At 67.9% G+C, this 25091-nt stretch carries 21 protein-coding genes and 1 pseudogene; 17 read left to right on the top strand and 5 right to left on the bottom strand.

What is annotated here, in order from left to right; genetic code table 11:
* Entirely contained in the window at positions 1–795 is a 795-nt protein-coding gene (locus tag IEY68_RS16910; protein ID WP_058855988.1) for an enoyl-CoA hydratase-related protein, read from the bottom strand.
* Between the two features lie 246 nt (positions 796–1041).
* Between IEY68_RS16910 and IEY68_RS16905 the strand changes: the two genes are divergently transcribed.
* On the top strand, positions 1042–2331 hold the full coding sequence (locus IEY68_RS16905) for an MFS transporter (RefSeq protein WP_058855987.1): 1290 nt from the start codon (positions 1042–1044) through the stop codon (positions 2329–2331).
* A 518-nt stretch (positions 2332–2849) separates the two neighbouring features.
* Here the strand turns inward: IEY68_RS16905 and IEY68_RS16900 are convergent.
* From IEY68_RS16900 to IEY68_RS16890, 3 genes are all read right to left on the bottom strand, one after another.
* The gene (locus tag IEY68_RS16900) at positions 2850–4082 is read right to left on the bottom strand and encodes a cytochrome P450 (RefSeq protein WP_058855986.1); all 1233 of its coding nucleotides are present in this window, start codon (positions 4080–4082) and stop codon (positions 2850–2852) included.
* Positions 4079–4321, bottom strand: a complete 243-nt coding sequence (locus IEY68_RS16895) for a ferredoxin (protein ID WP_058855985.1) — start codon at positions 4319–4321, stop codon at positions 4079–4081. Before IEY68_RS16895 ends, IEY68_RS16900 begins: the two co-directional genes overlap by 4 nt.
* Before the next feature lie 594 nt (positions 4322–4915).
* Positions 4916–5551 (bottom strand): TetR/AcrR family transcriptional regulator, encoded by a 636-nt coding sequence (locus tag IEY68_RS16890; protein ID WP_229718834.1) that lies wholly within the window; start codon positions 5549–5551, stop codon positions 4916–4918.
* An 87-nt stretch (positions 5552–5638) separates the two neighbouring features.
* On the opposite strand from IEY68_RS16890, the gene IEY68_RS16885 reads away from it, so the two are divergent.
* The 16 genes and pseudogenes from IEY68_RS16885 to IEY68_RS16810 all read left to right on the top strand — a co-directional run bounded on the left by IEY68_RS16885 (position 5639) and on the right by IEY68_RS16810 (position 24455).
* Positions 5639–6823, top strand: a complete 1185-nt coding sequence (locus IEY68_RS16885; RefSeq protein ID WP_058855984.1) for an aromatic ring-hydroxylating oxygenase subunit alpha — start codon at positions 5639–5641, stop codon at positions 6821–6823.
* A 7-nt stretch (positions 6824–6830) separates the two neighbouring features.
* Positions 6831–7604, top strand: a complete 774-nt coding sequence (locus tag IEY68_RS16880) for an enoyl-CoA hydratase/isomerase family protein (RefSeq protein WP_058855983.1) — start codon at positions 6831–6833, stop codon at positions 7602–7604.
* A complete protein-coding gene (locus tag IEY68_RS16875; protein ID WP_082681516.1) occupies positions 7601–8308 on the top strand; it encodes a PaaI family thioesterase in 708 nt (235 codons plus the stop codon). The genes IEY68_RS16880 and IEY68_RS16875 overlap by 4 nt, the downstream gene beginning before the upstream one ends.
* Positions 8305–9549, top strand: coding sequence for a CaiB/BaiF CoA transferase family protein (locus IEY68_RS16870; protein ID WP_062999806.1), 1245 nt, complete (start codon positions 8305–8307; stop codon positions 9547–9549). Before IEY68_RS16875 ends, IEY68_RS16870 begins: the two co-directional genes overlap by 4 nt.
* 209 nt (positions 9550–9758) lie before the next feature.
* Positions 9759–11303 (top strand): class I adenylate-forming enzyme family protein, encoded by a 1545-nt coding sequence (locus tag IEY68_RS16865; RefSeq protein ID WP_058855981.1) that lies wholly within the window; start codon positions 9759–9761, stop codon positions 11301–11303.
* 270 nt (positions 11304–11573) lie between these two features.
* Positions 11574–13805, top strand: coding sequence for a molybdopterin-dependent oxidoreductase (locus IEY68_RS16860; protein ID WP_058855979.1), 2232 nt, complete (start codon positions 11574–11576; stop codon positions 13803–13805).
* Positions 13802–15436: an FAD-dependent oxidoreductase gene (locus tag IEY68_RS16855; RefSeq protein ID WP_058855978.1), complete on the top strand. Its 1635-nt coding sequence runs from the start codon at positions 13802–13804 to the stop codon at positions 15434–15436. Before IEY68_RS16860 ends, IEY68_RS16855 begins: the two co-directional genes overlap by 4 nt.
* Positions 15321–15587, top strand: a pseudogene (locus IEY68_RS37115) (hypothetical protein); the annotation flags it as partial. The gene IEY68_RS16855 and the pseudogene IEY68_RS37115, both read left to right, overlap by 116 nt.
* Before the next feature lie 67 nt (positions 15588–15654).
* The gene (locus IEY68_RS16845) at positions 15655–15939 is read left to right on the top strand and encodes an SDR family oxidoreductase (RefSeq protein WP_058855977.1); all 285 of its coding nucleotides are present in this window, start codon (positions 15655–15657) and stop codon (positions 15937–15939) included.
* Positions 15940–16100: 161 nt separating this feature from the next.
* Entirely contained in the window at positions 16101–16760 is a 660-nt protein-coding gene (locus tag IEY68_RS16840) for an enoyl-CoA hydratase-related protein (RefSeq protein WP_058855976.1), read from the top strand.
* Complete coding sequence (locus IEY68_RS16835; RefSeq protein ID WP_062999802.1) at positions 16757–18244, top strand: acetyl-CoA acetyltransferase; 1488 nt, start codon at positions 16757–16759, stop codon at positions 18242–18244. Before IEY68_RS16840 ends, IEY68_RS16835 begins: the two co-directional genes overlap by 4 nt.
* A 119-nt stretch (positions 18245–18363) precedes the next feature.
* Positions 18364–18678, top strand: a complete 315-nt coding sequence (locus tag IEY68_RS16830) for a hypothetical protein (protein WP_058855975.1) — start codon at positions 18364–18366, stop codon at positions 18676–18678.
* 71 nt (positions 18679–18749) lie between these two features.
* Positions 18750–19277: a Zn-ribbon domain-containing OB-fold protein gene (locus tag IEY68_RS16825; RefSeq protein ID WP_082681515.1), complete on the top strand. Its 528-nt coding sequence runs from the start codon at positions 18750–18752 to the stop codon at positions 19275–19277.
* Entirely contained in the window at positions 19274–20461 is a 1188-nt protein-coding gene (locus IEY68_RS16820; RefSeq protein WP_058856071.1) for a thiolase C-terminal domain-containing protein, read from the top strand. Before IEY68_RS16825 ends, IEY68_RS16820 begins: the two co-directional genes overlap by 4 nt.
* A gap of 27 nt (positions 20462–20488) precedes the next feature.
* Positions 20489–21934 (top strand): aldehyde dehydrogenase, encoded by a 1446-nt coding sequence (locus IEY68_RS16815; protein ID WP_058855973.1) that lies wholly within the window; start codon positions 20489–20491, stop codon positions 21932–21934.
* A gap of 28 nt (positions 21935–21962) precedes the next feature.
* Positions 21963–24455, top strand: coding sequence for a CaiB/BaiF CoA transferase family protein (locus tag IEY68_RS16810; RefSeq protein ID WP_062999800.1), 2493 nt, complete (start codon positions 21963–21965; stop codon positions 24453–24455).
* Here IEY68_RS16810 and IEY68_RS16805 read toward each other — a convergent pair.
* The gene (locus tag IEY68_RS16805; RefSeq protein WP_058855972.1) at positions 24418–24960 is read right to left on the bottom strand and encodes a Scr1 family TA system antitoxin-like transcriptional regulator; all 543 of its coding nucleotides are present in this window, start codon (positions 24958–24960) and stop codon (positions 24418–24420) included. The two genes, IEY68_RS16810 and IEY68_RS16805, sit on opposite strands and share 38 nt — an antisense overlap.
* Positions 24961–25091 lie beyond the last annotated feature (131 nt).

The following is a 25091-nucleotide window of genomic DNA, read 5'->3' as shown; positions in this document are numbered from 1 at the left end:
TCATTTGCCCCGGTAGGGGGAGAAGTCCGGTTTGCGCTTTTCGTTGAACGCGGCGATGCCCTCGCGGGCCTCGGGGGTCTCGCCGAAGATCTCGAGCGTCGAGTAGGCCATGGTGCCGATGCTGACGAAATGCTCGGTATCGGTGTTCATGGACTGTTTGAGCACCTTGAGCGAGGTGGGGGAGAAGTCGAGCATCTGATCGGCCCAGGCGCGGACCTCGGCCTTCAGATCGGCGGCCGGTACGACCTTGTTGACCAGACCCCAGTCCAGGGCTTCCTCCGCCGAGAGGCGCCGCAGCATGAACCAGATCTCGCGGGCCCGCTTCTCCCCGACGACACGGGCGAGGTAGCCGGAGCCCAGGCCGGCGTCGAATGAGCCGACGCGGGGGCCGTTCTGGCCGAACTGCGCGGTGTCGGCGGCGATGGTGAGATCACACAGCACGTGTAGCACGTGTCCGCCACCGATGGCGAGACCGTTGACGGCGGCGATCACCGGTTTGGGGGTGTCCCGGATGACCCGGTGCAGTGCCTCGACCTCGAACAGGCCGCTGGCGGAGGGGCCGTAATCGCCGGTCTCCATGCGCTGTTTCTGGTCACCGCCGGCGCAGAACGCCTTGTCGCCGGCGCCGGTCAGCGCGACCACTCCGACTTCACTGCTGGCCCACGCCTGCTTGAAGGCGAACACCAGCTCGTCGACGGTCTGCGCCCGGAACGCGTTATAACGCTCCGGCCGGTTGATGGTGATCCAGGCCAGCCCCTTGTCGACCTCGTAGGTGATGTCGGTGAATTCGGCCATCAGACTTCGGTGTCCTTCCTGTGCTGAACAGCACGTTCGAATTGTGGTCATTAGGACTGACCATTTGCATAACAGTAGCGTTTTCGTCGTTCGGGGGCAACATGTCACACCCGTGCTCGAAGGGCCGGTGCTGTAGGTCCGATATTTACTTTGGACTGTCCATATGCTGTTATCGGTGTGACGGCGGCCACTGATCTTCAGTGGAGCGGCGTGCGTGACGGATCGTTTCAGCAGAAGGACAGGCGAATGGCAGCGGTGACTCCGGCAACCTCAGATCGGCATCTCAACAGATGGTGGTACGCCGCGACGGGGTTCTTGACCCTTCTTTTCGGCTCCAGCACGGTCAACGTGCTGTTCAACGTTCTCGGCAAGCCCATGTCCGAGGAGTTCGGCTGGAGTCGCAGCGTCATCAGCAACGGGTTCTCGATCGAAACCGTGATGGTGGGCGTGAGCATCATCGGACTGGGGATCCTGGTCGACCGGTACGGTCCTCGGATGCCGTCGGTTCCGATGGCCGTGGGATTCGGCGGCGGGCTCATGTTGATGGCTGCTCTCCCGGACAGTCGATTGGCCTTCTACGCGCTCTGTGCGGTGATCGGCGCCTGTGGTGGTGCGTTGAATCCGGTCGCTCACGCCACTGTTGTCAGTGCGTGGTTCGCCGACCGGCGGGGGTTGGCGCTGGGTCTGCTGATGGCGGGGATGGGTGCCTGTGGTGTGCTCATGCCCTACCTGGCCAACTGGGCCCTCGAGGCGGCGGGCTGGCGTGGCGCCTTCCTGGTGATCGGTGCGTTGTGCGCGATGATCCCCACCGCGGTATACGCCTTCGTCACGAAGATGCCGCCCACACATGAGAACGAGCGCCGACAGGCGCGGGCCGCCGGGCGGGTCGCCGGCGAGTCGTTGTGGACGATCGCCCGCGGCTACCGCCAGTTCTGGTTGCTGAGCCTGGCGATCTTCCTGGTCTCGACCGCGACCTTCGGGCTCATGTCACAGGTCGTTCCGATGACGACGGACAAGGGTATCGACCGAGACGTTGCCGTGGTCGTGCTGTCGGTGCTCAGTCTGTCCTCGGTCGGGGCCAGGCTCGTGGTGGGCTATCTGCTCGACAGGTTCTTCGCGCCGTTCATCGGCTCGATCCTGTTCGCGCTGTGCGGGGTGGGGGTGGCGCTGTTGATCTCCTCGACGAGTACCGGGGTGCTGCTGCTCGGCGCCGTCCTGATCGGTCTAGCGCTGGGCGCCGAGGGCGACGTCGCCGCCTATATGACGAGCCGGTACTTCCCGAAGCACTCCTACGGCCGGGTTCTCGGGTTCGTCTACTTCCTGTTCGCGATGGGTTCGGCGGCGGGGGTGTTCCTGCTGGGACAGGTCTACGGCCTCACCGGCTCCTATACCGCCGGGATCGTGCCCATCGTGGCCATGGTCGGCATCGCCGTCGTGTGCCTGCTCGGAATGGGGTCCTACCGCTACGGGCTCGACCATCGGGAAACGGCCGCCGCGGAGACGATGCCACCCGCCGCCGAGCCGGCGACACCGTGACACCGCACCGGGCAACGCAGTACTCCGGGTCGGTCGATGGACGTATGGCATGGAACCGGTCGACCAGGCTCGCGTAGAGACGGTCGAGGCCATCGAAGTCCCACGCGCGGTGCACGATCTCCTCGACGGCCAGGCCGATCCCATCGGCGCGGCCGACGAACGAGAGACTGCACAGGTCGGATGGGGGAGACCCATACGGACGGCAGCGGATTGCCGAAGCCGTCCCAACGGAGGGCGCCCATGGCTTCCAGGAAGGCGGTGGCGGGTGTCGGGATATCTTCGCACGCACGGCCGCGGCGCCGACCCGGTCGGTTGCCGACGAACGTCGGGGCGCTGCTGTGCCCCCACTGCCGGCGCGGAGCGCGCTACGTTCGAGGCGGAACGGAAGGATCGGCACGGACCGGCGGAGTGCCGAACGAAGGCTCACCTGGTCCTCTTTCGGCCGACCTGTTCCTTTGATGAAGCACGGAAATGCGCCGGGAGGGGCGACGATGGGCAGTCGCGCCTCCCGGTCGACATCAGGAAGCGGGAGTGAAGGTGATCGGCAGTCGTGTGCAGCCCCGCACCTGGCTGGCATGGAGCACCGGGGCGTCATCGGGGACGAGATCGTAGTCCGGGATCCGCCGGTGGATCTCCTCCAGCGCCAGCCTGAGTTCGAGGCGGGCGAGATGGGATCCGAGGCAACGGTGCGCTCCCGCGCCGAAGGACAGGTGGCGGTTCGGCAGCCGGTCGATCCGGAGCTCGGAGGGCTCGTCGAATTCCGCGCCGTCACGGTTGGCCGAACACAGCATCAAGATCAATTGGTCGCCCTCGGCGATACTGACCCCGCCGAGATCGGTTGCCCGGGTCGCTCGACGGCCGGGGACGACCGCGGCCTCGATGCGCAGGATCTCCTCGACCGCCTGCGGAATGACATCGGGATCGTCGATGATCTCCCGGCGCTGATCGGGGTTGTGTACCAGGTGGATGATGCTCCAGGCCAACGATCCCTGGACGGTGTGCAGCCCGGCGATGAGCAGCAGGAAGAACATCCGGTTGAGTTCTTCGTCGGTGAGCAGACGCTTTCCGTCGTGCAATGCGAACTCGGTGCCGATGATCTGCGAGGTGATGTCGTCACCGGGATGCTGCCGGCGCTGGTCGATCATGGACTGGAAGTAGCTCAGCATCTGCCCGGCCGCCTCGCCCCGGGCCCGGTTCGATTCCTCCTCGCCGGCCCCGGGAATTCCGGTGAGGAGGATGTCGGTGGAGTCGGTGAACAGCGGGGCATCTTCGAGCGGCCAGCCCATCAGCGCCAGGAAGACACGAGTGGGTAGTTCGTGGGCGAACTCGGTGATGAACTCGGCCCGGCCCCGGCTCGCGAAATCGTCGATGAGCTCGTTGACAACTGCGCGGATATCGTGCTCCAGCGCTTTCATACGGATCGGGCTGAACAACGGCTGCAGCGCCAGGCGGTAGCCGGTGTGCTCGGGCGGATCCAGTTCGAGCGGGAGGAACTTGCCGAAACCGGCCGTTGTGGTGACCAGATTGTTCGGGTGACTCGAAAAGGTCTCCGGATCGCGTAGGACCTCGTGGATCTCTTTGTACCGGGTCACGATCCAATGGCCGCCGTGGGCGGCGGAGTAGACGACCGGTCCCGTGCGGGCGAGTTCGGCCACACGCTCCTGGAGGGTATCGACCGGGAAAGCGAGGGACGGATCGTAGATATCGAAGTCGACTACGAGGTCGGCGGGTATTTCGGCGGCATTTGTCATCGCAATGGTTCCTCGGAAACAGGGGGTGGGGCCGTATACGCCAGCGAGAGCGCACGTTCGGGGCAGACGGCGACGGCTCGATCGGCGTCGCCGCGGTGGGTGTCGGGAACGGGATCCAGCAGGACCACCGGGTCACCCTGTTCGTCGCATTCGACGAGGGACGGCGCCACGGAATAGCACATGCCGTGGCCCGCGCAAGCGGTGCGATCAACGACGACGCGGACGGGGATGGTGCTCATGCCGGACGACGCCGGGTGGGCCTCAGCGCCTCGTCGGGTGTAAGGAGCCGGGACAACGGGACCGATCCGGTCGTGATGGTTCTGACGGGTGTGTCTTCGAGATTCATCCAGGGGACTCCACTGTCGAGTACTGAGGGTGTTCCTGTGCTGCCGCTGGGCCGGGTCGAAGGGATCGAATCGACGCGGTCGCCGTGTCGGAGCAGCCGACTGAAAAGTGCTCCAATTCACAGCAGAAGATACTTCATGCAACGAATGACGTCAATCGTAATTTGTCCGCAGAGTGGCCGCCGGGGCACGCCTATGTCGAAATAGGTTGTCCGGCAGCGGCGCAATCTCCTCTGCGCGTTCGGGTAGGGATTCGGGTGGGTTGGTTCTCGTATGCGGCGGAGCGATTCGCGACCCGCGGTCATAGCGAGATGGAATCGAGTGGCATGAATCGATATGCGCTGAACGTGGCTCGTCGTCGGGCGCGGCGACACTTGTGCGGACCGGTATCGCCGACCGCGCGGTAAAGGGCGCCGGCGGCCGGCCGAACCCGCGCGGCAGTCGTGGTCGGCGGGCGTTCCGCTACTCGGGTCGGCCCCGGCGCAACGGTCAGCGAGGGGTTCGCACTTCTCGACCGTGCTCTGTGGGGCTTTTGATCAGGGCGGGGGCCACGAAAGTGCGGATCTTCGCCCGGACCCGGTCGAGCGAGCTCGCTTCCGTGTCGGCCCGGCTGATGTACATGATCTCGATCTCGGAAATCCATTCGCAGACCAGGCGTAGATCCAGCTCCGGCCGGAGCTCACCGGCCTGCTGCGCGGCGGCGAGTACCGGTTCCCACAATTCGTAGGTGAGTTCGACCGCGCGCCCGGAATCGGTGAGCAGCTGGGAGGACAGGATCATCTCCTCCGGTGACACCAGGCGGTGCATCATCGGGTCGAGCATGCCTTTGCGGATGTCCTCGCAAATTCCTTCGACCAGCTTCTCTTCGATGCTCGGCCAGCGCGCGATATAGGCGCGGGCCGGACCCAGGTTCGCCCGGGCCCGGCGAGTCACGGATTCGGTGACCAGGGAGTCGCGGTCGGTGAAGTAGCGATACACCGTGGCCCGGGAGACCGACGCGGCGCGGGCCACGTCCTCCATCGTGGTCTTGGTGATGCCGTAGCGGGCGAAGCATGATTCCGCCGCGGCCAGAATGGCCGACCGGGGGTCGGTTCCGCTCACCGTCTTCGCGCTGCTCGCTGTCACGTATCGCACCGTATCAAGAACTCGATCAATCGAACGGCTTTAGATAAGACGCTAGACAAGATTTGTTGTATGTGTCATTCTCGGTGAATGGAGCGCGAGGAGAAGATCAGGCTCACCCAGCGACTGATCGCCCATGTGGACAACGACACCACCGACTACGCGGACGATCTGCTCCGTGTGCCGTTCTCGGTGTTCGACGACCCGGAGTTGGCCGCCAAGGAACGCGATGTGGTGCGCCGGTTTCCGCATATCGTGGCTCATGTCGACGAACTGCAGAAGTCCGGCGATTTCCTCACTACCGAGCTGATCGGCACCCCGCTGCTGGTGGTGAAGCAGAACGACGGCAGTGTGAAGGCCTTTTCGAATGTGTGCCGGCACCGTGGGTCGAAGGTCGAGTTCGGTGAGTCGGGCTGTAAGCGGGTGTTCGCTTGTCCGTATCACAACTGGTCCTACGGCAAGGATGGGTCGCTGCGCGGGTTGCCGCACGCCGACGGCTTCCAGGGGATGGACCGCTCCGAATACGGACTGGTCGAGTTCCCGTGCGAGGTGCGGCACGGGCTGGTCTGGGTGGTGCCGACGGTGGGCGCGGAACTGGATATCGCCGCGGTACTCGGCGCCAAGCACGACGCCGAGGTCGCCGATACCGGGATGACCGATTCCCATCAGGTCCGCAAGGAGACCTGGCGGCTGGGCATGAACTGGAAGATCGCCGTGGACGGTGTGCAGGACTCCTACCACCTGTGTCAGTTGCACACCAAGACAGTGTGCAACTACCTGGAAGGCAATATCACCGCCTTCGACCCGGTCGGCCGGTCGTGGCGGCTGGTGGTGGCGCGCAAGGCGATCACCGAGGTGCGCGACGCCGACCCGGACAGCTTCGACGTCCGTGACTACTCGCTGGCGAACTACACGGTCTATCCCGGCACCATGCTGGTCACCGAGCCGAACCACTTCGAGATCTGGACAATCGTCCCGGACAAGGACGATCCGAATGTCAGCTGGTGCACGATCCGGCTGCTGTCGCCGCGGAAGCCGGAGACGCCGCGGGAGGAACGGATCCTGGAGAAGAACTGGGAACTGCTCATGGAGACGTTGCACGACGAGGACTGGTTCGTCACCAAGACCATCACCGACAACGCCGCGCACGGACAGGTCCGCGAACTGATCTACGGACGCAACGAACTGCCCGGTCAGGTGTTCCACAATATGGTCGCCGCCGATGTGGCCACGCTCGATCAGAAGCGGGTGCCTCAGCCGGCGCCTGCCCGGTAGCGGCGTCGTGATCGATAGAGATCTGCACCTGGACCGGCCGGCGCCGGGGGTGCTGCGGCTGACCCTGAACCGGCCCGCTGCGCGCAATGCGATCACACTGTCTCTGCACCGGCGGATGGACGAGGTGTTGTCCGAGGCCGCGGCGGATGATTCGGTGCGTGCGGTGGTCCTCGCGGGCGCGGGACAGCGGGCCTTCAGCGCCGGGTACGACCTGGCCGAACTCGGCGCGGCGACGCCGGCGCAGGCCGCTGCCATGACCACCGAGCGGGAGGAACTGCTGTGGCGGTACGCCGCCTTCCCCAAGCCGACCGTGGCGGCCGTGCAAGGTGCGGCGCACGGAGCGGGCACCATGCTGGCTGTGTGCTCGGATCTGCGGGTCGGCGGCGCGGATACGTCGCTGGCGGTGACCGCCGCGAAATACGGGGGAGTGAACCTGACCTGGCTGCTGGATTCGCTGATCGGTGGGGCGCACACCCGTGACCTGCTGTTGACGGCGCGCGAGGTGCGCGGCGCCGAGGCCCATCGGATCGGGTTGCTGCATCGCTACGCGATCGATGTCGCGGGGACCGCGGTGGACCTCGCGGGACTGATGGCCCGGCGTCCATCCGAGGGGTTGCGGGAGATCAAGGCGTTGCTCCTCGAAGGAGCGGGCCGGAGTCTGCGCGACCGGTACGAGCGCGAGAACGCCGCGGTGCGAGCGAATCTGGCCGTACAGCCGATCTCGGAGATGTTCTCGTCCTTCTTCGCGGCCCGGAGCCGGGGTACGGGAGTCACACCATGAATGAGCCGGGTCCGCAGGCGGCGGCGCAGCGTGACCACGCCGAACCCCGGCTCGTGCCCGGTGGAGACGGTACGAGCGAATCGGGCTGGGACGATCCCTTTCTGCCGACCCGGGAATCCGGCGATGGATACGCCGGTCTCGTCCGGGCGCTGCGGGTGGTCCAGGAGGCGGTGACCAGGAGTCGGCCGACTCCGGCGGTGGCCGCCGCGGCGAGTGCTCGCCTGTCCGAGATAGCCGCCGCGATGCGGGAGTTCGAGGTCGACGAGGACACCCAGGTCGCCGGTAAACGCTGGGACCTGGCCGGGCGCGGGCACGCGCTGGCGCCGCCGTTGCATCTCGACGAGATCACCGCGACCTCGGCGCGGGGCCGGGTCACGGTGGGGCGTTTTTACTCCGGGCGGTACGCGATGAACGGCGGCGTGACGCCGCTGATCTTCGACGAAATCCTGGCCCGGCTCGCCAACCACGGCCGGCCGTGGGCCCGGACCGCGCATCTCGGGGTCGATTACCGGGCGCCCGCACCGCTGCACACCGAACTGACGGTGACCGCCCGGTTCGTCCGGCAGGAGGGACGGAAGCGTTTCATGCGCGGCGCTCTGCACCACGGTGACCTGCTGCTCGCCGAAGCCGACGGCTTGTGGATCGAGCTGAAACCCGAGCAGACACACAATATTTCGAACGAATGGGAAGGAGCCGGCCGATGAGCGGTTTCTCGTTGCTGAACGGCGTGCGGGTCCTGGAGGTGGCCCAGCTCGCCCCCTCCTCGCTCGGCGGGCACCTGGCCGACCTCGGCGCCGAGGTGATCAAGGTCGAATCCGCGCCGGCGGGCGATCCGGTGCGGGTCGGCGGCAGCCGCGCGGTCGGCGGCCCGGACGGCCCCGCATTCATGCATCTGCGCTGGAACCGGGGCAAGAAATCGGTGGCGCTCGATCTGCGTACCCCCGAGGGGAAACAGGCGTTCCTGGATCTGGCTCGTTCCTGCGACGCCGTGATCGAGGGTATGCGCGGCGGCTATCTGGACTGGCTCGGTATCGGCTTCGACGCACTGCGCGCGGTGAATCCGAAGATCGTCCTGTGCGCGGTATCCGGGATGGGGACCGACGGCCCCTACCGCACTCTCGGCACCGGTGGCCCGGTCTTCGACGCCTACGCGGGACTGCGCGAAGTGAACACCCCGGATGAGCCACCGGTCACCGGCATCGCCGGGTCGACCAGCCCGCCGATCGCGATGTACGCGCTCGGTGCCTATGGCGCGATGGGACTGCTCGCGGCACTGCATCGGGCCCGCGCTACCGGTGCCGGATGCCGGGTGGAGGTGTCCGGGATCGATATCGCGGCGGCGTGGATGCCGGATCTGACGGATGCGGAGCTGAACCGTGACCGGTCGATACCTCGGCCCACCTGGCTGCCGGACGGGCGGTTGCCGGATTGGCCTCGGCTGGAGGCATACCGGACCAGAGATGGCGCGGCCATCCTCTTCGGGTCCCATGTGGAGAAGTTCTGGCGCAACTTCCTGGTCGCGGTCGGGCGGGAAGATCTCGTCGACGTGGACCTGACCGGCACCGATGCCGAGGCACCGGCCCGCGCGGATCTCGTCTGGCGAGCGCTGACGGAGATCTTCGCGCAGCGCACCAGGGACGAGTGGGTGCAGTTGTTCCTCGAACATCGGATAGCGGGCGGCCCGGTCAACTCTGTGCCCGATATGCTCGCCGATCCACACTTCCGGGCGCGGGAGAACACCTATCGCGTCGAGGACGAGGGCGCCGGGGAACTGGAGTTCCTGGTGAGCCCTGTCCGGGTGGCGGGGGAGAAATTCGCGCCGGCGCTGCCACCGGAGGTGGGGGCCGATACCGTCGCCGTGTTGCGTGATCTCGCCGGATACGACGAGCTCCGGATCGCCACGGCTACCGGTGGGCAATCATCACGAGGAGGAGCTCTCACGTAGGGCTGATCCACCTGTAACCGCCGCTGACGACGCCCCGGTGAGTATTTCGCCGCGGGCGTCGTCGTCGTGCGTGCGCGACGATACGGACATATCGGCGAAATCGGGTATTGCCCCGGCTATCTACAGGTGTTAGGTTTACGGCACGCAGTGAGCGCGATCACATCGCCCTGCATATGGCCGGCGTTTCCGGCGGATCTTGAGGAGATCGGATGAATCTTGCGGATTTGACTCGCTACTGGGGAAAGACCCGCCCGGATCAGCAGGCCATCGTGTTCGGCGATACCGCCGAGACCTGGGCCCAGGTGGACGCGGTGACCGACGCGCTCGCCCGCGGTCTGGCCGCCCGCGGCGTCGGCAAGGGCGACCGGGTCGCGGTGATGATGCTCAACCGCCCGGAACTGGCCCACATCATTCTTGCCACTCTCAAGCTCGGGGCCATCAGCGTCCCGCTGAATTTCCGGCTCACCGCCAGGGAACTCGCGCCGATGGTGGTGGATTCGGCGCCGCGGGTGGTGATCGTGGAGGACGATTTCGCGCCGCTGCTCGAGGTCGCGGCCGACCAGCTGGACTTCGAGACCTATGCCATCGGTGGCGACGCGCATCGCCCCTACGAGAGTCTGCTCGACCCCGGCCCGGCAGCGCGGGTGGATATCACCGGCGACGACGCGGCCTTCATCTGCTACACCTCCGGTACCACCGGGGTCCAGAAGGGCGCCCTGGTCACCCACCGGAGTGCGATGGCTCCGGGTATCTCGCAGACCGTGAGCCATGGGTTCACCGCTCGTGACCGGGTTCTGTGTTCGGCGCCGCTGGTGTACACGGGCTCGGTGCTGTCGATCTTCATGCAGCTGGTGGTGGTGCCCGGCGCGACCATGGTGCTGCTGCGCGAATACGATCCGGAGATCGCCCTGGACACTCTCGAACGGGAGCAGATCACCGCGACGACCACCGTGCCGGTCATCTGGGAACGGATGACCACCCTGCCCGATTTCGGATCCCGCAAGCTGGCGAAATTCACCTTCGCCGGCACCGGCGGCGCCCCGGTGAGCCTGGACCTGGTCGAGTTCTACCGGTCGCACGGGATTCCGCTCACTCAGGCCTACGGTCTCACCGAGGCCTCGGGCATGGTCGCCACCCTGAGCTTCGCCGATGCCCGCAGCCGCCCCGGGTTCGCCGGGCTCGCACTGGTCGGCACCCAGGTCAAGATCGGCGACCCCGGGGTGGACACACCTCCCGGCGAGGTGGGGGAGATCCTGGTGCGCGGCGAGCACGTGATGCGCGAGTACTGGAACAAACCGGAGGCGACCGCTGCCACCCTGATCGACGGATGGCTGCGCACCGGCGACCTCGGGCTGCAGGACGAGGGCGGGTTCCTCAAGATCGTGGACCGCAGCAAGGACATGCTGATCTCCGGCGGCCTGAATGTGTACCCGGCGGAGATCGAGCAGGCATTGCACGGTATCGATGGGTTGGTCGATCTCGCGGTGATCGGGGTGCGTGACGCCAGGTGGGGTGAAGTGCCCATGGTGGTCTTCCACAGCGACCGGCCCGTGGCCGAGGTCCTCGCCGATATCGCGGCGGTGTCGTCGATGGATCTCGCCAAGTTCAAACGTCCCAAACACGCTGTGGCGCTGGGTGAGCCGCTACCGCGGACGTTCTCCGGCAAGCTCGCCAAACCGCTGCTGCGGAAGCGGTTCCCCGAGGTGCCCGCCGATGCGCTGGCGGTCGAGGGCAGTGCCGCCACGAGCGCATGAGGGCTGTGCCGTCGGCGCCGTGGCGCGGTCGGATCCGACCGCCACGGCACGACCGGGTTTCGTGCCGCGGATCCAGCGTCCCGGCGATCGAGCGGAATTTCGCGGCGCTCACCCCGCCGCTGGCGCGGGCCTGGTTCCGCGGTACCGGTTCGCACACCGGGGTGTGCATGGGCCCGCATTCGAACCTCGCCGAACGATCAACGCGGTGCCGACTTCGACGGCCATTCCGGTCGCCGTGGAACCGGCACCGCGACCGAACCCGGAGGTGAAATGACCATTTTGCGTGCTGCGCACCGGATCTGCCCGCTGTGCGAATCGACTTGCGGTCTGCTCGTCGATATCGACCACCGCCGGATCACCCGGATCGCGCCCAATCCACGCGATGTGTTCAGCGGTGGGCACAGCTGCGCCAAGGGCCTCGGGCTGGGTGCGCTGGAGTCCGACCCGGATCGGGTCCGCACACCGCTGCTGCGTACTCCCGAGGGCGGATTCCGCGCTGCGACCTGGGACGAGGCCTTCGGCGAGATCGCCCGCCGGCTACCCGAATTCGTCACCGGTGACCCCGGCAGTTGCGCGATCTATCACGGAAACCCCGGCGCGCACCATCTGGACACGACCTTCTATCTGGGCGAATTGATCGCCGCTCTGGGCACACGCGGTATCTACTCGCCGGCCAGCGTCGACACCTGGCCCAAGAATCTCGCGCACATCCTGCTGTACGGCACCGGGCTCGGACTGAGCCTGCCGGATATCGACCGCACCGAATACCTGTTGATCCTGGGTTCGAATCCGGTGGTGTCGAACGGTAGTACGGTCACGGCGCCCGGGATGGCCGACCGGTTGCGCAGACTACGTGAACGCGGCGGCACCCTCGTCGTGGTCGATCCCGTGCGGACCGATACCGCCGCCCTCGCCGATCTGCACGTGCCGATCCGGCCGGGCACCGACGCGTTGTTCCTGTTCGGTGTGCTCTCGGTGATCGCGACGGAGCGGTTGTCGCGCCCGGCGCGTATTCCGGAATCCGTCCACGGGGTGGCCGAAGTCCTGGACCTGGCCCGGGAATTCCCGCCGGAGGTGGTCGGTCCCGCCTGCGGTATCGATCCGGAACTCGTACGCCGGGTGGCCCGGGGTTTCGCGGCGGCCGGATCGGCCGTGGCGCACTCCCGGATGGGGAGCTGTATGCAGGAATTCGGCACCATCGCGAACTGGCTGGTCGAGGTGGTCACCATCGTGACCGGGAACCTGGACCGGCCCGGCGGCGCGATGTTCGCGCTGCCGCCCTGTGGCGGGCCGAATACCTGGCCGATATCCACCGCGCGCCCGATGGTCGGCCGATGGCGGTCGCGGGTGCGCGGACTGCCGGAGGCCATGGGTGAACTTCCCGCCGTCTGCCTCGCCGAGGAAATACTGACCCCGGGGCCGGGACGCACGCGCGCCCTGCTCACCGTGGCGGGCAACCCCGCCCGGTCGCTGCCGAACACCGGGCATGTCGAAAACGCGCTGCGGGAACTGGAATTCATGGTGTCGGTGGACTGCTATGTCAACGAAACCACCCGGTACGCCGATGTGATCCTGCCGCCCCCACCGCTGGCGACCCGCGGTCATCACGATGTGACCCTCGCGCATTTCCAGATCCGCAATGTCGCCCGCTACACCCCGCCCCTGCTCGACCTCGCCGACGACGAACTCGCGGAGTGGCAGATCCTGCTGCGCTTGGCCGCCATCGCCGAGGGGGAATCCGGTCGCTCGATCGAGGAACTGGACGACGAGGTCGCAGCGGTCGCCGCGCGCCGCGCCGCGAAACTGGCAGGTGTCGAACCCGATCGGGCCCTCGCGTCGACCACCGGCCGCCACGGACCCGGACGACTGCTGGATCTGCGGCTGCGCAGCGGCCCCTACGGTGACCGCTTCGGCGCCGAACCCGGCGGCCTGACTCTCGCGCTGCTCGAAGCGAATCCCGACGGCATCGACTACGGTCCGCTGCGCCCCCGTCTCCCGGAGGTGCTGCGCACGCCGGACGGCCGCGTCGAGGTGATGCCGGAACCGATCGTCGCCGACATCGCCCGCCTACGGGGGAGTCTCGCGCGGCCGGTGCCGGACCTGTTGCTGATCAACCGGCGACAGCGCCGGGCCATGAACTCGTGGCTGCACAACGCTCTGCCCCAGCCCGACGACGGCCAGTGCGCGTTGCTGATGAACCCGGTGGACGCGGCCGGGCGCGCACTGGTGGACGGCGATCGGGTGACGGTCGCCTCCTCGATCGCCACCGTCACCGCGGAACTGCGCGTCGACGACGCGCTGCGGACCGGCGTGGTGAGCATGCCGCACGGGTGGGGACATCGCGGACCCGGGCTGCGCACCACCCGCTCGGCCGCCGCACCGGGCACCGATTACAACGCGCTGGTGGACGATACCGCCGCGCTCGAGCCACTGACCGCGGCCCCGATCTTCAACGGGGTGCCGGTCACCGTCACCCGCCGCCGCGAGGAGCGCACTCGATGAGTTATGTGATCACCCAGAACTGTTGCAACGACGCCACCTGCGTCGCGGTCTGCCCGGTGGACTGTATCCATCCCACTCCGGCCGAACGCGAATACCGGACCAGCGAAATGCTCCACATCGACCCGGGTGCCTGTATCGACTGCGGGGCCTGCGCCGATGTGTGCCCGGTGGACGCCATCGCGTCCGCGGACGCGCTCCGGCCCGAGCAGCAGCGTTATCGCGACCTGAATGCGGAGTACTTCGATCGCCATCCGCGAAAAGCGTCGCCGGGCGCGCATGTCCAGCCGCTGCCGCTGTCCATCGCGACCGCCACCGACGGCGCACCGGCACCGTTGCGGGTGGCCGTCGTCGGATCCGGTCCGGCCGCGTTCTACGCGGCGGAGGAACTGCTGGCCCGCCGTGATATCGCTGCCGAGGTGACCATGCTGGAACGGTTGCCGGTGGCCGGTGGGCTGGTGCGTTTCGGCGTGGCCCCGGACCACTGGCGTACCAAAACGGTCGACCGGGTCTTCGCGCGGACCGCTCGCCGCGACGGTTTCACTATGCACCTCGGTGTCGAGGTGGGCCGGGACGTGGCGGTCGCGGAACTGCTGGAATACCACCACGCCGTGCTCCACGCGTCCGGCGCGGCCGGGGACCGCCGGCTCGATATCCCCGGTGAGGATCTGCCGGGTAGTCACTCCGCGCGCGAGTTCGTCGCCTGGTACAACGGCCATCCCGACCATGCCGCCCGGACCTTCGACCTGTCGGCGCGCCGGGCGGTGGTGATCGGTACCGGCAATGTCGCCCTCGATATCGCGCGCATCCTGGTCACGGGCACGGAGCGGCTGGGCGGCACCGATATCGCCGATCACGCGCTGGCGACTCTCGCGGAGAGTGCGGTGGAGGCGGTGGTCGTACTCGGCCGGCGCGGGCCGGAACACGCGGCCTGCACCACGCCCGAACTGCTGGCGCTGGGTTCGCTGCCGGGGGTCGATGTGCTGGTGGACTGCCCGGTCGCCGCCGGGCCGGACGCCCCGATGAAACTGCGGGTGCTGGCCGAGTACGCCCGGCGGCGGCCGACCCCGGGTAACAAGCGGATCGTGCTGCGCTTCGGGGTTACACCGGTGGAGGTCGAAGGCGGTGCGCGCGCCACGGCACTGACGGTGCGCGGCACCGGGACCGGGGCATCGGAGTCGATCCGGTGCGGCCTGGTGATCCGCGCCGCCGGCTATCGCGGCCTGCCGATCACCGGCCTGCCGTTCGACGAGCAGACGGCAACAGTCGCCAATGTCGCAGGGCGTGTGATCGATCCGGACAGCGGTGAACCGGTTCCCGGCCAGTATGTATCCGGCTGGATCAAACGTGGCGCGACCGGGGTGATCGGCACGAATCGATACTGTGCGGCCGAAACGGTGGCCGCGCTGGTGGCGGATCATCGCCGCGGCCGGCTCCGCACGCCGTCCGCGGCGGCCGCGGATTTCGCGGCGCTGATCCGGCGCCGATGCCCGGACGTCTCGAGCGGCGCGGACTGGCGTGCGATCGACCGGTACGAGCGGCAGCGCGGGCAGGAATCGGGGCGGCCGCGGGTCAAGATCGTCGACCCCGCGGTCGCCGCGCTGGTCGCCGCCACCGAGCGCGACCGAGGGTGATCGGGTGGTAGCCGAACAGGTCCACACGTTCTGCCGAATCTGCGAACCGGGTTGCGGTCTGCTCGCCGAGGTACGCGACGGGAAGGTGACCCGGCTGCGCCCGGACATCGAACACCCGGTACACAAGGGTTTCTGCTGCCACAAGGGTGTGCACTACCTCCAGGTACACGACGACCCCGACCGTCTCGACCGCCCACTGAAACGGCGGACTCCACGCGGTGCGGAGTCCGGCGACTTCGTGCCGGTCGACTGGGACGTGGCCTTCCGCGACGCACGCCACGGAACACCAGCGGGTCGCGATCGTCACCGGCGGCGGCCGGGGGATCGCCGTCCGCGCCGATATCTCCGACGCCGAGCAGGCCACGGCGTTGATCACCGCGATGACCACCGAGCTCGGCCCGCCGACCGTGCTGGTGAACAACGCAGTGTCGTTCCTGGTCGGCGCCGAGGGATGCCATGTATCGGGTGAGGAGGTCGGAGTCCGGCTGGGCGGTCCGGTGTAGCCGTCGGCTACAGGACAACGGCCGTGCCGTGCCCACTTCGTGCCGGCGCGCTGTTCTCGAGCGGTGGCATCTTGAGTAATTAACCTAAAGCCATTAGCTTTAGTGTCGACGCCCCACTCGCCACGAAGGGCTGTGCCAGACCATCCGAGGTGATGCGAAATATGTCCGACCTGATCCAGACCGAGCGGCCGTGGCCGGGTGTGCTGCTGGTACGCCTGAACCGCCCCGATGCGCTCGACGCGATGAACACCGCCGGGCTGCGAGTGCAACAGCACATCGCCTCGCTCGTCGAGACGTTCCGGGGTGTGCGGGCGCCGGTGATCGCCGCGGTGAACGGCGCCGCCGCGGGCGGTGGTATGGCGCTGGCGCTCATGGCCGATATCCGGATCATGGCCCATACCGCCGCACTGCACGCGTCGTTCATCAATAGGGGTCTGTCGAACTGCGATATCGGGGTGAGCTGGCTGCTGCCGCGGATGATCGGTTTCTCCCGGGCGGCGCAGATCCTGCTCACCGGCCGCTCGGTCGATGCGGACGAGGCCCAGCGGATCGGGATCGTATCGTCGGTGGAGCCCGCGGATCGTCTGCTGGACGCGGCGCTGAACACCGCGGAGGTCATCGCGGGCAACAGTCCGTTCGGGGTGTGGATGACCGAAGAGCCTACCGAAATGGTGGAAGACGTCGCGCTTGTCGGACCGGCCGACAAAATCTGTGAGGACATCGTGAATCGCTGGAAACCGACCTGCCCGACCACGCTGATACTCGGCGGCCGGCCGCGACCCGAATCCCGGGAGCAGATCCTGGAGGCGGTGCGGTCGTGACGCTGGATCCTCGTACCCCGGTACTCGTCGGCGGCGGCCAGATCAGCGATCGGGCGGGCGGTCGTGAACCGATCGAGCTGATCGCCGACGCCGCGTTCCGCGCGGCCGACGAAGCGGGCAGCGCGAAATTGCTCGAACTGGTCGACTCGGTGCGGATCGTGGGTCTGCTGTCGTGGCGCTACCGCGACCCCGGTGCGCTGGTCGCGGCCCGGATCGGCGCCGAACCCCGGCACACCGGATACACCGGCAGCGGCGGCAGTACTCCGCAGGTGCTGGTGAACGCGGCGGCCGAGGAGATCGCGGCCGGGCGGGCGGATGTGGTCCTGATCGGTGGCGCCGAATCATGGCGGACTCGGATGAAGTTGCGCGCTGAGGGGATTCGGCCGGAGTGGTCCGTACAGGACGAATCCGTCCCGCCGGCGCCGATACTGGTCCCCGAAGTGCCGATGCGGTCGGATACCGAGATGCGCGCCGGGCTCGACCGGCCCGCCTATCTCTACCCGATCTTCGAACAAGCCCTGCGGCTCGGCGCCGGCCGGTCCATCGCCGAGCACCGCGCCGCGATCGGTGAACTGTGGGCCGGGTTCAGTGAGGTCGCCACGCTCAACCCGTACGCCTGGACGCAGCGTGTGCACACCGCCGCGGAGATCGCGACACCGAGCGACGGGAACCGCTGGATCGCCGCGCCCTACACCAAGCTGATGAACTCGAACAATATGGTCGAGCAGGGTGCCGCGCTGCTGCTGTGCTCGGTGGAGACGGCCACGAGACTCGGTATCGCCCGGGAGAATTGGGTGTTTCCGCAGTCGGGCACCGAGGCGCACGACACCGCCGATATCGCCGCCCGCGGCGCACTCGATCGGTCGCCGGCCATCCGTTTCGCCGGTGCCCGTGCCCTCGAACTGGCCGGCATCGGACTCGACGACCTCACCCATATCGACGTGTACTCGTGTTTCCCCTCGGCGGTTCAGGTGGCCGCTCGGGAACTGGGCGTGGCGGTCGACGATCCGAGCCGCCCGCTGACGGTCACCGGTGGCCTGACGTTCGCGGGTGGTCCGTGGAACAACTACAGCACCCACGCGATCGCGGCCATGGCGACCCGGCTGCGCGCGGCACCGGGCACCTACGGTCTGGTGACCGCCAACAGCGGCTACCTGACCAAACACGCTTTCGGTGTGTACCGCACCGAACCGGCGCGAGCCGGGTTCCGTCGCGAGGACGTGCAGGGCGCGGTGGACCGGGAACCGACCGTTCGTGCGGAACCCGAGTACGCGGGGCCCGCGACCGCTGAAGCCTGGACCGTGGTCTACGACCGCTCGGGCGAGCCGGAACGCGGTTTTCTCGCCGCACGGACTCCGGGCGGTGGCCGGACCCTGGCGTCCACCACCGAATCGGAGGCCGTGGCGCGCCTGGTGGCCGCCGAGACGGCGGGTGCGGTCGTCGAGATATCCGCCGCCGGAAGTTTCCGTTTCAGCACCTGGTGAGGCACTCCCATGGAGGCTGTGAACTCGGTCGTTGACCAAAAATACCTAAAGTCATAAGGTAAATGTCGAAGGGTTCCCCCACCCGCTGTGGGGCGACCCCGGGGGAGCAAGGAGAAAACATGTCCGCAGAAGATTTCCGCGCGCTGTACGAACGTCACGTCGGCTGTGTCGTTCGAGGCGATATGAAGGCGGCGCTGGCCGATATGGTTCCGGAGAATCTGCCGGCCGTCTTCGAGGGCGTCACCGTGCCCCGGGGTGCGGTGAACGGGTACGAGATCAAGGCTGTCCGGGCCGAGGGCGATGAACAGATCGGCGAAACGGTTTACGACACCGCCCAGGGCATGATCGGCCTGCGCTCGATCTGGGAACTGCGCGACGGTGTCTGGAAAGCTGCCGCGCTGGAGAACTTCCCGGTCCCGGGGGACCCGGCATGAGTGGGTCGGGCCCGGAGGCGGTAGCGAAGCGTGACCCCGCAGGGCCCCCGCTCGTGCCCGATCGACACAGCATGAGTGGGTCGGGCCCGGAGGCGGTAGCGAAGCGTGACCCCGCAGGGCCCCCGCCCGGCGGTACGAGCGCACCGGGCTCCGAGGTGGCGACGCCGCGCGATTATCCGTGGGGTCCCGCCGAGGACGGACTCGACCAGCCGTACTGGGACGGACTGGTCGCGGGCGAACTGCGGTTGCAGCGGTGCGGGCAGTGCGGGGTATGGATCTGGGGGCCGCAGTGGATCTGCGGTGCCTGCCACACCTTCGACCCCGGCTGGGAAGCGGTCGATCCGGTGGGCACCGTCTACAGCTGGTCGCGCAGCCACTACCCGTTCATCACCGAACTCGCCGACCGGACTCCGTACGTGACGGTGCTGGTGGAACTCCCCGCCGCCGGTGACCGCCGAGTCCTCGGGATCCTCACCGGCGCCGACGCCGAGTCGGTCCGGATCGGTGAGCGGGTCGTCGGGCATATCGAACTCGACCCGGGCGCCACGTGGCCTTTGCTGCGGTGGCGGCGGGAAACCACGGAAGGAGCGCGGCCGTGACCGGTGCGTTGCTGCGCGGAGCCGCCGCGGTCGTCGGCGTCGCGGATATCCACTACAAACGCGGCGCGGCGCCGCACGGTGAACTACGGATGACCCTGGAGGCGATCGTCGCCGCCTGCGCCGACGCCGGGATCTCGCCGCGCGAACTCGACGGCTTCGTGTCCTACGCCGGCGGCGGCGGCCACGACGGCGCGATACTCGGCGGCGCGCTGGGCGTCGAGGAGGTGCGCTGGTCGAACATGATGTGGGGCGGTGGTGGCGGTGCCGTCGCCGCCGCGATCAACAATGCGGCGGTCGCCATCGCCGCCGGCCAGGCCGAATGCGTCGTGGTGTTCCGGTCGATGGCCCAGGAGGACACCGGGCGGCTCGGATACGCGAAATACTTCTACGGGCCGCACTATCTCGCCCACGGTGTCGGCTCACCCGCCCAGGTGTGTGCACTGCGTACGCAGCGGCTGCTCGAACACGACGGGGTACCGCGCGAAGCGATGCGGGCACTGGTCCTCGCGGCTTATCGGCACGCGCAGAACAATCCGGCGGCCGCCGCCTACGGCAAACCGCTCGACGAGCAGACCTACGAAACCTCTCGCATGATCACCGAACCGTTCCACCTCTTCGACTGCTCCCGTGAGAACGACGGTGCGGTGGCGCTGGTCCTGGTCTCCGCTGAACGAGCCCAGGCAATACGCCCCGACGCCGCGTACGTCCTGGCCGGCGCGCAGGGCGCACCCGGCGGTTACTCGTCGATCATCGACAACGACGACCTCTACACGAGCGCGGGTTTCGCCGGACGATCCGGCCGTCCCGGTGTCGCGGGTCGGCTCTGGGCCGCGGCGGGCCTCGGACCGGACGATATCGATGTCGTCCAGGTGTACGAGAACTTCAGCGGCCCCGCCGTCGCCGCGCTGATCGACCACGGTCTCGCACCGACCGGACCGGCCGCGGGGGAGGTGCTCACCGTCGACAACCTGACCGCGGGTATCGGCAAGCTCCCGGTGAACACCAGCGGCGGGAATATCGCGGACTCCTTCGTGAACGGTATGGGCCTCGCCGTCGAAGCCGTCCGGCAGATCCGCGGCACCTCGACCAATCCCGTTGCGGACGCCCATCTCTCGCTGTTCATCGGCGGTCCGATGGCGCCACTGGTCAGTTCCACCCTGTTCGGCCGCGAAGAAACCCTCTGACCACCTCCGCACTATCCGAGGACCGATATGGACACCACTCTGGATCGCCGCGCGTTGTTCATCGACGGCGAATGGACGAAGCCACATACCGAGACCACCGTCGAGGTGATCGAGGCGGCCACGGAAACGGTGCTCGGCACCTCCGCGCTGGCGACGGTCGCCGATATCGATTCGGCCGTGGCCGCCGCGCGTCGCGCACTACCGGCCTGGCGGGCGCTGAGCCCGGCCGAGCGCGCGGAGTATCTCGACCGATTCGCCGCCGCCCTGCGCGCCCGGGCGAAGGCGACCGCCGCGCTGGCCAGCCGCGAGAACGGTATGCCGATCGCACTGTCGATCAATGTCAACGGTTACGCGCCGAGTCTCATGGTCGGCTACTACGCGAACGCGGTGCGCGGCACCGAACGTGATGAGGTGCGGCCGAGTGCGTTCGGTGGTCGCACCGTAGTGCGCCGTGACCCGGTCGGTGTCGTCGCCGCGATCACTCCGTGGAACTATCCGCAGTCCCTGGCGGCGATGAAACTCGCCCCCGCGCTGGCCGCGGGTTGCACTGTGGTGTTGAAACCGGCGCCCGAAACAGCCTTGGACGCCTATGTTTTCGCCGACGCGGCGCTGGAGGCCGGATTGCCGCCCGGTGTGCTGAACGTTGTCGTGGGCGGTCGGGAGGCCGGGGCTCACCTGGTCGAGCACCCGGGTGTCGACAAGGTCGCCTTCACCGGTTCCACGGCGGCCGGGAAAGCGATCGGCGAGGTGTGCGGGCGGTTGCTGCGACCGGTCACGTTGGAGCTCGGCGGGAAATCCGCCTCGATCGTCACCGCCGATGCCGATCTCGAGGTTTTCGCCGCGAACCTGCTCGAGGTGTCGCTGGTGAACAACGGCCAGACCTGCCATGCCGGGACCCGTATTCTCGCGCCCCGCAGCCGCTACGCGGAGGTGGTGGAGGCGGTTACCGAAACCGTGCGCAACCTGCGGATCGGTGACCCGCTGGACCGCGAGACCCAGATCGGCCCGCTGGTGAGCGCCGCCCAGCGGGAGCGGGTCCTGGGGTTCGTCGAATCCGGCCGATGGGACGGCTACCGCGTCACGACCGGCGGCGGCACCCCGGCCGACCGGCCCACCGGCTGGTACGTCGAGCCGACGGTGTTCGAGGGAGTTCACAATGCCGCCCGGATCGCCCAGGAGGAGATCTTCGGACCCGTCCTGACCATCACCCCCTACGACGGTGAAGAGGACGCGATCGAAATGGCCAACGACTCCCGCTACGGGCTCGGCGGCACCGTCTGGACGACCGACGAGGAACGCGGCCTGGCCATCGCCGGCCGGATCGAATCCGGGACCGTCGGAGTGAACCACTACCAGCTGGACCTGGACGCGCCGTTCGGTGGCGTCAAGGATTCCGGTCTCGGCCGCGAACTCGGCCCGGAAGGACTCGCTCCCTACTACACCGCGAAATCCGTCTACTTCGGGACGCGGTGAGCACATGGCAGATCGAACGGAGTCGACGATGAACCTCCCACTGAACCGCGTCCGTGTCCTCGACCTCACCGACGGGCTGGGCGAATCCTGCGGCCGCTACCTCGCCGACCTGGGCGCGGAAGTGATCCGAATCGAACAACCGGGCGGTTCGCTCTCGCGGGCCGCCGAACCCGTCGTGGACGGAGTGAGTATTCCCTTCGCGCTGCGCAATGCGAACAAGCTCGCGATCACCGCGGACCTCGCCACGGAGACCGGCCGGGAGCGGTTGCGCGAACTGGCCGGAACTGCGGATATTCTGGTCGAATCGCAGCCGCCCGGCCGATTGTCCGGCCTGGGCGTCGGTCCGGCCGAGATCCGTTCTGTCGCAACGGGGCTGGTGTGGGTTTCGATAAGCGGATTCGGCCAGGACGGGCCCTACCGCGACTGGCAGGCCACCGAGCCCGTCCTGTATGCCCTCTCGGGTGTGCTGTCGCGGTCCGGTGCGCCCGGTGCGGAACCATTGCTGCCGCCCGCCGGCCTGATCGAGGAATCGGTCGGCGTCCACGCCGCCTGGGCTGCGTTGCTCGCCTACCATCACCGCCTGGACACCGGGCACGGTGACACCGTCGATGTCTCCGCCTTCGAGGCGATCGTGCACGGTTTCGATCCCGGTTTCGGCACGCAGGGATCAGCGGCCGCCGGCCGGTCGGAAGACTTCCCGCGCGGGCGCCCCGACGCGGCGAACTTCTATCCGGTGTTCCCGTGCCGCGACGGACATGTCCGGATCTGCATGCTGGCGAAACGGCAGTGGCGCGCAATGTTCGAATGGCTGGGCGCACCGGCGGAATTCGCCGACCCGAAATACGACACCATCCCCGCCCGGTTCGCGGCGGCGGACACCCTGCACCCTCTGATCGAAAAACTCTTCGCCGAATACACCCAGTCCGAACTGGTAGCCGAGGGCTCCCGGCGCGGTGTCCCGGTCGGCGGAGTGCACACCCTGACCGAGGTCCTCGGCACCGAACAGTTCGCCGTCTCCGGCGTGCTCGCGGACGCCGAGATCGCCTGCGGGTTACGTGCCCGCGTGCCCTCGGGATACGTCTCGCTCGACGGTCGCCGCGCAGGATTCCGCACGCGGGCACCGGAACCCGGTGAACACGACACCAGGGAGTTCCCCCGGACCGCACGCGATATCACCGCGGACCGCGCCCGGCCCACCCGCGCCGCCACCACGACCGGTGACCTGGCCGCGGCGCCCCTCGTCCGGTCCGCCCGCCATGACACCGGGGCAGGTGACCCGGCCGCCGCGCCCCTTGCCGGTCTTCGGGTGCTGGATCTGGGTGTGATCGTGTTCGGTGCCGAACTGAGCCGCCAGTTCGCCGACTACGGCGCCGACGTGATCAAAATCGAGAATGCGAACTTCCCGGACGGCCTGCGCCAGTCCAGGCGTGGCTCGGCGCTCGCCGCCTCGGTCGCCTGGGGGCATCGCAACAAACGCAGCCTCGGCCTGGACCTGCGCAGTACCGACGGCTCGGCGGTCTTCCGGCGGCTGGCTGCCGGCGCCGACGTGATCCTGGCCAATTTCAAACCCGGCACCCTCGCCTCGATGGGCCTGTCCTACGACGTGCTCGCCGAGATCAACCCGCGTCTCGTGATCTCCGAATCCAGCGCGTTCGGCAGTACCGGCCCCTGGCGGGCCCGCCTCGGCTACGGTCCGCTGGTCCGCGCGTCGTGCGGTGTCTCCGCCCTCTGGCGGTACCCGGACGACGCGGAACTGCTCTGCGACGGCCAGACCGTCTATCCCGACCATATCGCCGCCCAGGTGACCGCGGTGGCGGTACTCGCCACCCTGATCGGCCGCCGCCACACGGGCCACGGTGCGCATATCGAAGTGGCACAGGCCGATACGGCCCTCGTGCACCTCGGCACCCAGCTGGTGACCGAGGCCCTGTGCGCGGGCACGGTCACCGCCCCCGGCAACGCCGATCCGTACGCGGCACCGAGCGGCGTCTACGCCTGTGCGGGTGACGACGAATGGTGCGTTGTCACCGTGCGCGACGACCACCAGTGGGCTGCGTTGTGCGGCGTCCTCGACCGGCCGGACCTCCGGTCGGACGACCGTTTCTCGACCGCCGCGCACCGTATCGCGAACAGATCGGAGGTCGACCGGCTTCTCGCCGCCTGGTTACGCGACCGGGACCCCCAGGAGGCCGCCGCCGAATTGCAAGCGGCGGGCGTTCCCGCCGGCGCGATGCTGCGGCTCCCGCAGCTGCTCACCGACCCGCACCTCACCGCCCGCGCGACCTACACCCGCGTCGAGCACGACCTCCTGCCCATGAGTCTGCCCGCCGTCGCCCGCGCGGCCGTGTTCACCGGGATCGCCGACCCGCCGACCCGGCAGGCACCGCTCGCCGGGGAGCACACCCGGGAGATCTGCGCCGAACTCGGCATGGTCAGCGCCGAAATCGACGTGCTGATCGGGGCCGGGGTTCTCCAGCCGGTGGCTACGGGTACAGCGCCGAACCGTTCATTGCGGCCGTGATCATCGCCCGCGCGGCCTGCCCGTGGATCGCCTGGCTGGTGAGGGTATGGAAAGCCTTGCCGTACACGGCTATCTCGCTGGGCTGGGTGATGGTCAGTTCAGCAGATATGGTCTCGACCTGCACCATGCGGATGTCGAACATGATGAAGTCGTTCATCACCGGTGTCCGGTACTCCGCCCCCGCCGGCACGATACCCAGCACTACACGTGGTAGGGACATTGCGGTCAGCAACCGGTCCAGCTGCTCGACCATCACATTCGGATCGCCCACGTGGGTGTGGAGCACCTGTTCGGCGATGAGGAAATAGAAACGGTGGTTGCCCCCGGTACAGAACCTGTTGACGTTCGAGGCGGGCGGCCGACCCGGGTTCGAGGTCCGACGGTGTGTCGTCGTAGAAATCGAGAACCATCTCATGTCCTGGAGCAACACACCCAGACATGTACCCGGTTCGAGGAACGTGAGTAGCGGGTGTGGGATCTCCAGCACTCCATCGTTCCCGGGCATCCGCCGACCTTGAACAACATAGGTATTGCGGTCGGTCCGGTACAGCGACGGGCAGCCGTTCTTGTTGGAGCGTGGTGGGCCGTGGACTCACTGTCCGGGTGGGTCGAGAACGAGCTCGAGTGGGTGGGAGC

This window comes from Nocardia jinanensis (genome assembly GCF_014645735.1).
Lineage (GTDB): Bacteria > Actinomycetota > Actinomycetes > Mycobacteriales > Mycobacteriaceae > Nocardia > Nocardia jinanensis.
Note: the sequence above shows the minus strand (reverse complement) of the source record. Positions and strands in the feature narration are given on the sequence as shown.